11 protein-coding genes are annotated in these 12,391 nt (G+C 68.4%); 3 read left to right on the top strand and 8 right to left on the bottom strand.

Features of this window, described 5'->3' with window-relative positions; translation table 11 throughout:
• Positions 1-145 precede the first annotated feature (145 nt).
• Positions 146-532: a MerR family transcriptional regulator gene (locus tag BLA15945_RS34575; protein ID WP_174994466.1), complete on the bottom strand. Its 387-nt coding sequence runs from the start codon at positions 530-532 to the stop codon at positions 146-148.
• An 88-nt stretch (positions 533-620) separates the two neighbouring features.
• On the opposite strand from BLA15945_RS34575, the gene BLA15945_RS34580 reads away from it, so the two are divergent.
• The gene (locus BLA15945_RS34580; RefSeq protein WP_174994467.1) at positions 621-1,529 is read left to right on the top strand and encodes an alpha/beta fold hydrolase; all 909 of its coding nucleotides are present in this window, start codon (positions 621-623) and stop codon (positions 1,527-1,529) included.
• 76 nt (positions 1,530-1,605) lie between these two features.
• Here the strand turns inward: BLA15945_RS34580 and BLA15945_RS34585 are convergent, their stop codons facing one another.
• Genes BLA15945_RS34585 through BLA15945_RS34595 form a run of 3 tightly spaced genes read right to left on the bottom strand, consistent with a single transcriptional unit; the run spans position 1,606 to position 4,252 of the window.
• Complete coding sequence (locus tag BLA15945_RS34585) at positions 1,606-2,397, bottom strand: ABC transporter ATP-binding protein (RefSeq protein WP_059241502.1); 792 nt, start codon at positions 2,395-2,397, stop codon at positions 1,606-1,608.
• Positions 2,394-3,248 (bottom strand): ABC transporter permease, encoded by an 855-nt coding sequence (locus BLA15945_RS34590; protein ID WP_059241504.1) that lies wholly within the window; start codon positions 3,246-3,248, stop codon positions 2,394-2,396. Before BLA15945_RS34590 ends, BLA15945_RS34585 begins: the two co-directional genes overlap by 4 nt.
• An 11-nt stretch (positions 3,249-3,259) precedes the next feature.
• Positions 3,260-4,252, bottom strand: a complete 993-nt coding sequence (locus tag BLA15945_RS34595; protein WP_059241506.1) for an aliphatic sulfonate ABC transporter substrate-binding protein — start codon at positions 4,250-4,252, stop codon at positions 3,260-3,262.
• Between the two features lie 337 nt (positions 4,253-4,589).
• Between BLA15945_RS34595 and BLA15945_RS34600 the strand changes: the two genes are divergently transcribed.
• Positions 4,590-6,017, top strand: a complete 1,428-nt coding sequence (locus tag BLA15945_RS34600) for an MFS transporter (RefSeq protein WP_174994468.1) — start codon at positions 4,590-4,592, stop codon at positions 6,015-6,017.
• Between the two features lie 125 nt (positions 6,018-6,142).
• On the opposite strand, the gene BLA15945_RS34605 is transcribed toward BLA15945_RS34600, so the two are convergent.
• Both BLA15945_RS34605 and BLA15945_RS34610 read right to left on the bottom strand, forming a co-directional pair.
• Complete coding sequence (locus BLA15945_RS34605) at positions 6,143-7,543, bottom strand: LLM class flavin-dependent oxidoreductase (protein WP_174994469.1); 1,401 nt, start codon at positions 7,541-7,543, stop codon at positions 6,143-6,145.
• On the bottom strand, positions 7,540-8,805 hold the full coding sequence (locus tag BLA15945_RS34610; protein WP_174994470.1) for an acyl-CoA dehydrogenase family protein: 1,266 nt from the start codon (positions 8,803-8,805) through the stop codon (positions 7,540-7,542). Before BLA15945_RS34610 ends, BLA15945_RS34605 begins: the two co-directional genes overlap by 4 nt.
• Before the next feature lie 292 nt (positions 8,806-9,097).
• Here BLA15945_RS34610 and BLA15945_RS34615 point away from each other — a divergent pair, with 292 nt between their 5' ends.
• The gene (locus BLA15945_RS34615) at positions 9,098-10,336 is read left to right on the top strand and encodes an SfnB family sulfur acquisition oxidoreductase (RefSeq protein WP_174994471.1); all 1,239 of its coding nucleotides are present in this window, start codon (positions 9,098-9,100) and stop codon (positions 10,334-10,336) included.
• Positions 10,337-10,378: 42 nt separating this feature from the next.
• Here BLA15945_RS34615 and BLA15945_RS34620 read toward each other — a convergent pair whose 3' ends face one another.
• Both BLA15945_RS34620 and BLA15945_RS34625 read right to left on the bottom strand, forming a co-directional pair.
• Positions 10,379-11,206 carry an ABC transporter permease gene (locus tag BLA15945_RS34620; RefSeq protein WP_174994472.1) on the bottom strand — a complete coding sequence of 276 codons (828 nt, stop codon included), beginning with the start codon at positions 11,204-11,206 and terminating at the stop codon, positions 10,379-10,381.
• On the bottom strand, positions 11,199-12,389 hold the full coding sequence (locus BLA15945_RS34625; protein WP_174994473.1) for an ABC transporter substrate-binding protein: 1,191 nt from the start codon (positions 12,387-12,389) through the stop codon (positions 11,199-11,201). Before BLA15945_RS34625 ends, BLA15945_RS34620 begins: the two co-directional genes overlap by 8 nt.
• Between the last annotated feature and the right edge of the window lie 2 nt (positions 12,390-12,391).

A 12,391-nucleotide genomic window follows, 5' to 3' on the forward strand; every position in this document is an offset into this window, starting at 1 on the left:
AAGCGAGAAGCGAGAAGCGAGAAGCGAGAAGCGAGAAGCGAGAAGCGAGAAGCGAGAAGCGAGAAGCGAGAAGCGAGAAGCGAGGAGCGAGAAGCGAGGAGCGAGGAGCGAGAAGCGAGGAGCGGCGGCCGGGAATGCCGGCGCGTCAGTCGAGCGGAGGCACCGCGCCATCCTGCAAAGTTTTCACGAGCCTCGCGCGCCGTTTCTCGAGATCCGCGATCTGACGGTCGATGGCTTCGAGGCGTTCCCGCTGGACGTCGGTGATCTGATCGCACGAGCGGGCGCCGTCAATCAGCAGCATGCAGTCCGGAAAGCCGCGAATATCGTCGATGGTGAAACCGGTCGCGATCATGCGCTGAATCTGTTTGACCTGCGTTACCACCTTGTCGGGGAACATGCGATAGCCGTTGGCCGCCCGCACCGACGCGAGCAGGCCGTGCTCGTCGTAGTGCCGGATCGATCGCACGCTCGCGCCGGTGAGTTGGGCGAGCTCGCCGATGGTCAGGTGTGCCTGCGCAGACGGATTTTTCATGAAAGGCAGGTTAGCACGAACCGCTTGACTCTCACACAGGTGTGAGGGTTGAGACTGGGCGTTCCGGCCACTCTTTCAGGAAAACATCATGAAATTCCGATCGCTGATCAACCTGCTGATTGCCGCGATCGCGTGGGCGATGCCGGTCGCATTCGCCAGCGCCGCGGCCGCCGCGCCCGTGAGCTATACGGTCAGCTCGACGGACGGGGCCAAGCTGGCCGTTCAGGAAAGCGGCGACCCGGACGGCCCGCCGGTCATCCTGATCCACGGTCTGCTCGGCAGTCGCCTGAACTGGGACGCCCAGGTGGCGAGCCCCGCATTGCGGCGCTACCGGATCATTACCTACGATCTGCGCGGTCACGGCCTGTCGGACAAGCCGTCCGGCGCGGAACCGTATCGCGACGGAAACCGTTGGGGTGACGATCTTGCGGCGGTCATCCAGGGGGCGCATGCGCGCAAACCCGTCGTGGTCGGCTGGTCGCTCGGCGGCGTCGTGATCTCGAATTACCTCGCCAGGTACGGCGATCACGGGATCGCCGGCGCGGTGTATGTCGACGGCGTGGTGGAGCTTGCGCGGGATCAGATCGTCGCGCATCCCGATGTTTACCGGGACATGAACGCGCCGGATCTGAAAACGCATCTCGACGGCGAACGCACCTTCGTCGGTCTGTGCTTCAACCATCGACCGGACGCCGCCACGTTCGAGCGGCTGGTCGCCAACGCCGCGATGGCATCGTGGGACATGCAGAAGGCCGTCCCGACGATGACGGTCTTCGCGGCCGCGGGGCTCGGCCACGCGCACGTGCCGCTGCTTTTCATCTACGGCGGTCGCGACGCGCTCGTCGATACGGACGCGACGCTGGCGCGCGCGGCTGCGCTGAATCCGCGTGTGGTCAGCAAGGTGTACGCGGAGTCGGGGCACGCGCCGTTCATCGAGGCGGCCGAGCGGTTCAATCGCGATCTGGCCGCGTTCGTCCAGTCAGCGTCGCGGCAATGAATGCGCGTGTCGCGCTGCCCGCATGGCGCAATCCGGGGCGCGCAGGCACGCGATTTCAGGCAGGCGTGGCCGTGGTTCAGGCCGCGTCGCCTACCGCGCGATCGTGAAAGCGCTGGAACGCATCGAGCAGCCGCGCGCGCTGCGCCGCCAGCGACGGATCGCGCCGATCGCGCGGCCGCGCGACATCGACGTGGATTTCGCCGTCGATACGGCCCGGGTTCGGCGCGAGCATCAGCACGCGATCGCCGAGATACAGCGCCTCGTCGAGATCGTGCGTGACGACGATCGCGGCCATCCGGTGCCGGTGGACGACATCGAGCAGCAGCGTCTGCAGGCGCATCCGGGTGATCGCATCGACCGCGCTGAACGGTTCGTCGAGCAACAGCAGATCCGGTTCGCCGAACAGCCCGCGCGCGATCGCGGCGCGTTGCGCCATTCCGCCCGACAACGTGGCCGGCAGTTGCCGCGCGACGCCCGCCAGGCCCACTTCGTCGAGCAACCGGGCGACGCTCGGCGCGCGGCCGCCTCGTAGGCCGGCCGCGAAACCGACGTTGTCCGCGATCGATAGCCACGGCAGCAGCCGCGGCTCCTGGAAGATCACGCCGACGCGCGCGGACGGTCCGGCGAGCGCGCTACCGTCCAGCGTCACGCTGCCGCGAAAGTCGGCGTCGAGCCCGGCGACGATCCGCAGCAGCGTGCTCTTCCCGCAACCGCTCGGGCCGACCACGCAGACGATCTCGCCGCGTGCGACCTGCAGCGCGACGTCGGCGAGGATCGTGCGACCGCCATACAGCTTGCGGACGATCCGCAGGTCGAGCAGCGGCGTATCGGTGCCGGCGGCCGGGCGGGCCGAAGGATGTGCACTCATTTCGACACCTCCCGCGGCACGCTGTCGAACGCATCGCGCCAGCCGAGCCAGCGCAACTCGATGCGGCGCATCGCGCCATCGGTCAGCTTGCCGAGCAACGCGAGCAGCAGGATCGCGCCGAATACGAGATCGGGGCGCCCGGTTTCGCGGCCGTCACTCAACAGGAAACCGAGGCCGCGGGTAGCCGCGATCAGCTCCGCGGCCACCATGAACATCCACGCGAGACTGAGGCCGGTGCGCAGGCCGGTGACGATCTGCGGCAGCGCGGCCGGCAGCAGGATGCGACGGAACAGCGCCAATGGGCCGAGCCGGTACACCGCGCCGAGCTCGACGAGCTTGCGGTCGACGTCGCGAATGCCGGCGACCACCGCAAGATGGACCGGGAAGAATGCGCCGATGGCGATCAGCGTGATCTTCGGCGCTTCGTCGATACCGAGCCACAGCAGCAGCACCGGCACCCATGCGAGCGAAGGAATCGCGCGCAGCGCCTGAAACGTCGGCTCGAGCAGCGCGTCGATCCGACGGCTCAGGCCCATCGCCGCGCCGACGACGAGCGCGAGCCCGGCGCCGGCTGCAAAACCCGCCGCCACCCGCAACGCACTCGCAGCGACATGGCGTGCGACCCGCGTGACACCCATGCGCGCGAGCGTATCGAGAATCTCGCTGGGCGCCGGGACGAGGCGATCCGGCAGCCAGCCCTGGCGCACGGCGCACTCCAGCAGCGCGAGCGCGGCGAACGGCAGTGCGAGCCCTGCGATGCGCCACCCGCGAAGCGGGTCGCGCCGGCTCGCTTCGGGCGGGGCCGGACGGCGGGGCGCAAGCGCATCGTCCCGGGCAGCGGTGTCCGTCATCGGCGGCCAGCTCAGTGCGACGCAGCGACGATCGGGCGCGCGAACGACGGATCGATCAGCGTATCGACGATCTTCGCGGGATCGACGCCGGGCTTGGTCAGCTGCTCGGCCGTCAGCACGGGCGCGGCGGCCTTCAGCGCCGCGCGCTGGGTGTCGCCCGGCACCGGATCGCTGAAGTCGTTGCGCTGGAGCTGCAGCCGCGCGACCGGCAACGACACCTTCGATTCGTCGGCGACGATCTGCGCGGTTTCGGCCGGATGCGCAACGATCCACTGGCGCGCGCGGTCGTAGACCTTCAGCACGCGCGCAACCGCCTGCGGATACTGGCTGGCGAACGCGTCGCGCACATTCAGGAACCCGTACGTATTGAACGCGACGTTGCGATACAGCAGGCGCGCGCCGTCGTCGAGCTGGGCGGCCGCCATGTGCGGATCGAGCCCGGCCCATGCATCGACCTGACCGTTCGCGAGGGCGGTGCGGCCGTCCGGATGCTGCAGGTTGACGATCTCGACGTCGTCGCGCGTCAGGCCGGCCGAGTGCAGCGCCCGCAGCGTGAACAGGAACGGATCGGTGCCGCGCGTCGCGGCGATTTTCTTGCCCTTCAGGTCGGCAAGCGAGCGGATCGGGGAATCCTTGCGTACGACGAGCGCCGTCCACTCGGGACGCGAGAAGACGTAGACCGTGCGGATCGGATTGCCGTTCGCGCGCGCGAGCACGGACGCCAGCCCGGCGGCCGAACCGAAATCGACCGCGCCGCTGTTCAGGTATTCGAGCGCGCGATTGCTGCCGAGGCTCAGCACCCAGCGAATCGACGTCCGGTCGGCCTTGAACTCGTCGTCGAGCCAGCCGAAGTGGCGGATCACGAGACTCTCGGGCGAGTAGTACGCATAGTCGACGCGGATTTCCGCGGGCGTCGCCGCGTGGGCCGGCATCGATGCGAGACCGGCGAGCGCGGCAATGACGAGGGCCGCGGATTGCCACGCGCGGGACCAGAACAGCTTCATCGGGGAATCTCCGGAAGAGCGGCAATGCGCCGCGAACAGGCAGGGTAGCGGGCTAATGTACCCAAGCGCCGGCGATCCGTTAACGAAGAAATCCGCGATTGAACATGCGCGCGGCTGCTAAGCGCACCGGCCGCGCAACTTTATGACGCAGGGCGATTAATTAATCGCTTTATATCGCTTGGGATTGCCGGACCGGGGGAACAGAATTTCGGCTGCCGGGCCTCGCCGGCAGCGGGACCGCCTTCGCGGGATGGCCTGACGCTCCGCGAATGTGCACGCCCGGTTTCCCGCGCCACGCGAACATCGCCGGTCATCCGGCGTGAAATTAAGGAATGCGATGAGTTCGATCCACCTGGACCCGGTCACCCCGGCCTCTTCCCCGATCCGCTCGGCGAGCGACGTCGCGCGCCTGATCAACACGGTCGACAGTTCGGTCAGCCATGCGCGGATGATCGTGCTGCTGGCGCTCGGCGGCGTGTTTCTCGATGCGTATGACCTGACGACGCTGTCTTACGGCATCGACGACGTCGCGCGCGAGTTCGGCCTCACGCCCGCGCTGACCGGGCTGGTCGGGTCGGCGATCATGATCGGCACGATCTTCGGCAGCCTGATCGGCGGCTGGCTGACCGACCGGATCGGCCGCTACCAGGTGTTCATGGCCGACATGCTGTTCTTCGTCGTCGCGGCGATCGCGGCCGGGCTCGCACCGAACGTCTGGGTGCTGATCGGCGCCCGCTTCGTGATGGGGCTCGGCGTCGGCATCGACCTGTCCGTCGCGATGGCGTTTCTCGCCGAATTCTCGAAGTTCAACGGTCGCGGCAACAAGGCGTCGCGGCTCGCGGCGTGGTGCCCGATGTGGTACGTCGCGTCGTCGGTCTGTTTCCTGCTGATCTTCGGCCTGTATTTCCTGTTGCCGGCCGAGCATGCGGGCTGGCTGTGGCGCGCGTCGCTGATCTTCGGCGCGGTGCCCGCGCTCGTCATCATCCTGTTCCGGAACCGGTTCATGAACGAATCGCCGCTGTGGGCCGCGAACCAGGGCGATCTGGCCAATGCCGCGCGCATCCTGCGCGAATCGTACGGCATTCACGCCCACGAAGCGGAGGATACGCGACGCGAGCCGGGCCCGCCGCCCGTGCGGATTCGCGTGCTGTTCCAGCGCCCGTATCTCGGGCGCACGATCGTCGCCAGCGTGATGAACCTGTGCATTCCGTTCGAATACACGGCGATCGCGTTCTTCCTGCCGTCGATCCTGTCGCAGTTTCTCGGCGCGGGCGTGTTCGAGACGATCGCGGCCTCGCTCGCGTTGAACGTGCTGTTCGCGTTTACCGGCGGCTTGCTGGGCATGCGCCTCGCGTATCGGTACCCGTCGCGCCATGTCGCGATCGCGGGGTTCGCGCTGCAAACGGTCGCACTCGTCGCGCTCGCGCTGGCGGGGCATCCGCACGGCGCACTCGCGGTTGGCGCCGTGCTGCTGATGCTCGGTACGTGGCTGTTCGCGGAAGGCTTCGGGCCGGGCGCGCAGATGATGATCTATCCGACGCTGTCCTATCCGGCCGCGATCCGCGGCACCGGCGTCGGCTTCGGGCGATCGCTGTGCGGCATCGGCCAGGCGCTGGCGCTGTTCGTGCTGCCGATCCTGCAAGCCCGTCTCGGTACCGACATGTTCTGGGTCGTCGCGATCAGCGCGGTCACGCCGATCGTGTTCCTGCTGATCGTGCGCTACGAACCGACGGCGCGCGACATCGACGACGAAAGCGCCGCGTGAGCGTTGGCGGGAGGGCGCTCGCCGCTCCCCGTAAACACAAACGGCTTCGCCGGGCCGCACGAAGCCGTTTGTGCTGAAGCCGGTTGCCCCGTACACGGGCATACCGGCCTGGACGTTGCCGTTCGTTATGCGCTGACCGCTTCCTGCTCCGCATCGCGCTTGACCTGCTCGATATCGCGAAACTGCGCGGCCGGATGCGTATCCGGCAGCCGCGCCGCGCCGCCGAACAGCTTCTCGCGCAGCGTACCCGGCGCATAGGCGGTCGGATACACGCCGCGCCGCTGCAGCTCCGGAACGAGGTGGCGCACGACATCCTCGAAGGTTTCATGCGCGACCGCATACGCGAGATTGAAGCCGTCCACGTCGGTCGCGGCCACCCATTCCTGCAGGATGTCCGCGACGGTTGAGGCCGACCCGACGAACACCGGGCCCATCCCGCCGATGCCGCCCCAGGTCGCCAGCGCCTCGATCGTCCACGCGGTGTCGCCGCCCGACAGGTGCTCGACCGCCGACACGATCGCATTCGTCTCGACGCGCCGCACGGGATCGGCCGGCGCATACTGGCCGAAGTCGATGCCGGTCCAGCCCGACATGAATACCAGCGAGCCGTCGTACGACACATAGCGGCGGTACTCGTCGAACTTGGCCTGCGCTTTCTCGTCGGTTTCGTCGACGATCACCGTGACGAGGTTGTAGATCAGCACGCCGGCCGGATCGCGCCCGGCGGCAGCGGCCTGCGCGCGCACGTCGGCCACGTAGCGCGCGAGCTGGTCGCGGGTCGGCGCGGCGACGAACACGCATTCGGCGTGCCGCGCGGCGAACGCCTTGCCGGGGCCGGACGCACCGGCCTGGAACAGCACCGGCGTGCGTTGCGGCGACGGCTCGCACAGGTGATAGCCGGGCACGTCGAAGAAGCGGCCCTTGTGGCCGATCTCGTGCACCTTCTCGGGATGCGTGAACACGCGGCCGTCCCGATCGCGCACCACCGCGCCATCTTCCCAGCTGCCTTCGAACAGCTTGTACAGCACCTCGACGTATTCGGCCGCGACCGCATAGCGGTCATCGTGCGTGCGCAGGCCGTGATCGCCGACGTTCTTCGCACCGCTCTCCAGGTACGACGTGACGATGTTCCACGCGAGCCGGCCCTTCGTGTGATGGTCGGCCGTCGACAACCGGCGCGCGAACGTGTACGGGTGTTCGAACGTCGTCGACGCGGTGATGCCGATGCCGAGATGCTCGGTCGCCATTGCGATCGGCGCGGCGAGCTGCAGTGGATCGTTGACCGGAATCTGCGCGGCCTGGTGCAGCGCGTGATAGTTGCTGCCCTTGTAGACGTCGTAGTAGCCGATCACGTCCGCGATGAAGATCGCGTCGAAGATCCCGCGTTCGAGCACGCGGGCGAGGTCGGTCCAGTAGTCGAGATCCTTGTACTGCCACGAGCGGTCGCGCGGATGCGCCCACAGGCCCGGCGACTGGTGGCCGACGCAGTTCATCTCGAACGCGTTGAAACGGATGGGCTTGCTCATCGCGCGACTCCGGCTTCCGTTTCCACGTCGGCGCCCGCACCGTTGCCGACGCGCCAGACGAACGGCGGCGTGCGGCCGTTGATGACCCAGTCGCCGACGATCCGCGCCTTGTAGACGAGCGGATTGTGCGACGACACCGTGCGCGCGTTGCGCCAGTGACGGTCGAGCGCGGCCGTGGTGCGGGTCGCGGATGCGCCGAGCGCGTCGAACAGGCGCGTCGCCGCGCGCAGCACGAGTTCGGACACGACGAGCTGGCTCTGCGCGGATTCGATCTCGGCCGCGACGTTCGCCGCGTGCTCGGCTGCGTCGTCGCCGCCGAAGCGCGCCTCGTACGCGAGCTGAAGCGGCTGCGCGGCGCGCAGCGCGAGCGCGTCGGCCGCGTACGCCCACGACGCGATTTCGCCGATCACCTGCTGCAGCTGCGCGTCGTCGCCCGCCCGCGCCGCGTTGCCGTGGCTGTACACGCGCGTGCGGCTGCGCACAAGCTCGCCCGCGTCGCGCACGATCGCATGGCCGATGCCCGCCAGCGTGGCGACGTGGAACAGCTGGTAGAACGCGGTCTGGTACTTGAAGCGGCGCGCGAAGTCGATCACGTTGCCGGCGTCGACGGCCGCATCCTCGAAACGCGTCGTGCCGCTGCCGGTCGTCGTCTGGCCGAAGCCGTCCCAGTCGTCCTCGCGAATCACGCCGGGCTGCGCGGTCGCGACGGCCACGATCACGTCGCTGCCGTCGTGCGCGCGCTGCGCGAACACGTCGATCCAGTCGGCGAACAGGCTGCCCGTGCTGTAGAACTTCCGGCCGTTCAGCACGAGCCGGCCGTTCTGTTCCGATACCTTCGTGACGGTCTGGCCGAGCGGCACGTCGCCGGCCTCCGACCAGGCATTGCCGACGAGCTGGCCGCTTGCGAAGCGGTCGAACCAGGTCGTGCGTTGCGGCCCGGCCGGCGCATTCAGCCAGTCCTCGACGAACGCGAAATGCCCGCGCAACGCCTGCGGCAGATTGGAATCGGCGGTGGCGAGTTCGGTCAGCAGCCGGAACAGCTGCGGCAGCGACGCAGCGGCGCCGCCGGCGCTTGCGGGCAGCCGCACCGCGCCGAAGCCCGCCGCTTTCAGCCAGCCGATCGCCTCGTGCGGCAGTTCGCGGCGGCGTTCGCGTTCGGCGGTGCCGGCGGCGATGCGCTCGAAGATCGGCCGAAACCGGCTCGCGAGCGTGTCGTAGTCGGTGCCGGTGGAAAGGTCGGAGGCTGCGTGCGTCGAAGTCATGCGGGGTTCCTCGAAGAGCGGGGCCGATTGCGCCGGGAGGCCAGTATAGGAAGCGCGACGCGCGCGTTCCAATAACGGATTCGCAGATGGTTATCGCCGCTGCGTATTACCGGAACCGGGCGGGGACGCATCGACGTTCGTACGTCGATTGCGACGCACAAGCGCGGCATCGCGTGTGAAGATCGACAGGTCGTTTGTTATCCAAAGGAATATCGTTCCGAGAATCGCTCGGTTTTAGCGCTCGCGCCGCGCTGCTAGATTGAACGCTTTCGTCATTCGACAGGAGGGGCAGATGTCAGACACGAGCGCCACGATCCAGGAGCGTCCGGCCGATGCAGCGCATCGCGCGGCCCACGTGATCGCCGACGACGCACAGGCGATCGCGGCCGCGCACGCACTCGCGCAACGGCTCGCGGAAGGCGCGGCCGAACGCGATCGCACGCGCCGCCTGCCGCGCGACGAAATCGAATGGTTTTCGCAGTCGGGACTGTGGGCGATCACGGTGCCGAAGGCGTACGGCGGGGCAGGCGTGTCGCATGTGACGCTGACCGAAGTCATCAAGATCGTCGCGGCGGCCGATCCGTCGCTCGGGCAGCTGCCGCAGAATCATTTCGGGCTGGTCGACGTGATCACGCTGACCGGCACCGACGCGCAAAAGCGTCACTTCTTCGCGGAAGTGCTGAGCGGCAAGCGCTTCGGCAACGGGTTCTCGGAGAAGGGCACGAAACACGTACTCGACCTGAAGACACGCGTGCGCCGCGACGGCGACGACTATCGGGTCGACGGCACCAAGTTCTACTCGACCGGTGCGCTGTTCGCGCACTACGTGCCGGTGCTGGGCCTCGACGACGCGCACCAGGCATGGCTTGCATACGTGCCGCAGCCGACTCCGGGGCTGGCCGTGATCGACGACTGGTCGGGATTCGGGCAGCGCACGACCGCGAGCGGCACGGTCGTGCTCGATGCGGTACGCGTTCCGGCGTCGCACGTGCTGCCCGCGCAGCGCGTGTCGGACGTGCCGACGCTCAACGGCCCGCTGTCGCAGATCATCCAGGCGGCGATCGACGCAGGCATCGCGAAGGCGGCCATCGACGACACGCTGGCGTTCGTGCGTACCCGCACACGGCCGTGGGTCGACAGCGGCGTCGAGCGGGCCACGGACGATCCGCTGACGATTCGCGAGATCGGTCATCTGCATATCCAGCTGCATGCGGCCGAGGCGCTGCTCGAACGTGCGGCGCGCACGCTCGACGAAATCGCGGCGCGCGGCAACGTGACCGAAGACGATGTCGCGCGTGCGTCCGTCGCGGTCGGCGAAGCAAAGGTGCTGACGACCGAGGTCGCGCTGCTCGCGGGCGAAAAGCTGTTCGAGCTGGCCGGCACGCAATCGACGCTCGCCGAGCACAATCTCGACCGGCATTGGCGCAACGCGCGCACGCATACGCTGCACGATCCGGTGCGCTGGAAATATCACCTCGTCGGCAACTACTACCTGAACGGCGTGCGCCCGGCACGCCATGCGTGGAATTGAGCCGCGCGCGGCCGTCGGGCCGTCCGGCCGCCGCGCATCGCGCTAGCGGCCGGACGCCAGCAGCGCCCGGGCCAATAGCCGCGCGAATCCGTCGAGCGCGAAGCCCAGCGCGCCGATGACGACGATGACCGCCATCAGTTCGGAATACGCGAGCCGGTCGCGCGTGTCGAGGATCAGGTACCCGAGGCCCGCGCTGACGCCCAGCATCTCGGCCGGCACCAGCACGATCCACAGGATGCCGATCGCGAGCCGGATGCCGTTGAGCAGCGGTCCCGCGATGGCAGGCAGCACGATGTGGATCAGGAGCTCGCGGCGGGTGGCCGCAAGGCTTGCGCCGAGCTGCAGCCATCGCCGGTCGATCTGGGTCACGCCAGCGGCCGTGCTCATCAGGACCGGCCACAACGCGGCGAACCCGAGCAGGAAGTAGATCGCACGGTCGCCGATGCCGAACGACATCACGGCGAGCGGCATCCACGACAGCGGCGACACCATGCGCAGGAACTGGAACGTCGGCGACAGCATGCGCTCGATCCATTGCACGCGGCCGATCAGCAGCCCGAGCGGCACGCCGGCCAGCAGCGCGGCGCCAAGCCCGACGCCGATGCGCCGCAGGCTGACGAGCGCGTGCTCGAGCAGGTGATCGTCCGCGCACAGCGACCGCAGGCTCGCAAACGCGCTGTCCGGCGCGAACTGCCGGCCGAGCGAGCCGGGCTCGGTCAATGCGTGGATCGCGGCCCACCAGACGGCGACGGTCGCGACGAGGCCGGCCACGCCGAGCCATCCGGCGGCCATGCGCGCCGGGGAACGGAAGCCGCGGGCCCCGCGTGTTTGGCGGGCGGACGAACGGCGGGTGGCAAGCGCATCAGACAACGATGATCTCCTCCCGCCGGAAGGCGGCCGGCTGACCGAACGCCGCGAGCCCGCCGACCGCGTCGATGCTCTTGCGCACGAACCGGTCGTCGACGAGATCGCGCGCGGCGAACGCCGGGTCGAGCGACGCGAGGAATGCGCCGTCGCCGTCGACCACGGTGCGCTTCAACCGCTGAACGAGCGCCTCGGTGTAGCTCGGGAACGGATACGGCTGGAAGTCGATCCGCTTGCCGCGCCAGTCCGCATGACGGATCGCGCCGCTCGCACGATAGGTGTCGGCCAGCGACGCCGACGGAACCAGCACGCGATCGAGCGCCGCGAGCGTGTGCGGCGTATAGCGGTGCGTGCCGTCCTTCGACAGCAGTTGCGCGGTTTCCTGCGGATGCGCGCGCGCCCACAACTGCGCCTTCACGATCGCGTTGACGACCTTCTGCGACCACGCGGGGCGCTGCGCCAGATCGTTCTCGTGCATGAACACGACGCAGCACGCATGGTTCTGCCAGACGTCGCCGGTGAAGCGCAGGATCTTGCCGATCTTCATCAATTCCGCCGTCGCGTTGAACGGCTCGGCGACGATATACCCGGCGATCTGGCGCGCGGCGAGCGCGGGCAGCATGTCCGATGGCGCCATCACGACCAGGTTGACCTCGTTCGGCCCGGGCGTGCCGCGCCGCTTGAGCACGGGGACGAGCCCCTGCTGACGGAGCATGTCCTGCAGCACGACGTTGTGGATCGAGTACCAGAACGGGATCGCGACGGTCTTGCCGCCGAGATCGCGCAGCGAATCGACGCCGGGCGCGACCGTCAGCCCGGAGCCGTTCACGTGGTTCCAGGCGACGACCTTTGCCGGCGCGCGGCTGCCATAGCGTGCCCAGAGCGTCATCGGCGACAGCAGGTGCACGACGTTGACCTGGCCGGACAGGAACGCTTCGACGAGCTGCGCCCAGCTGCGCAACAGCTTCGGTGGCTCGACGTTCAGCCCTTCGGATGCGAAGAGGCCGTTGTTGTGGGCCACCAGCAGCGGCGCTGCGTCGGTGATCGGCAGATAGCCGATGCGAACGGGCGCATCGGGATCCGTTGCGGCATGCGCGTTCGCCATGGACAGCAGCGGGGCGGCGCCGGCCGCGGTGAACAGGGTCGCAAGCTTCAGCCATTCGCGGCGCGACATCGGTATCTGGCACATGG

Source organism: Burkholderia arboris (genome assembly GCF_902499125.1).
Lineage (GTDB): Bacteria > Pseudomonadota > Gammaproteobacteria > Burkholderiales > Burkholderiaceae > Burkholderia > Burkholderia arboris.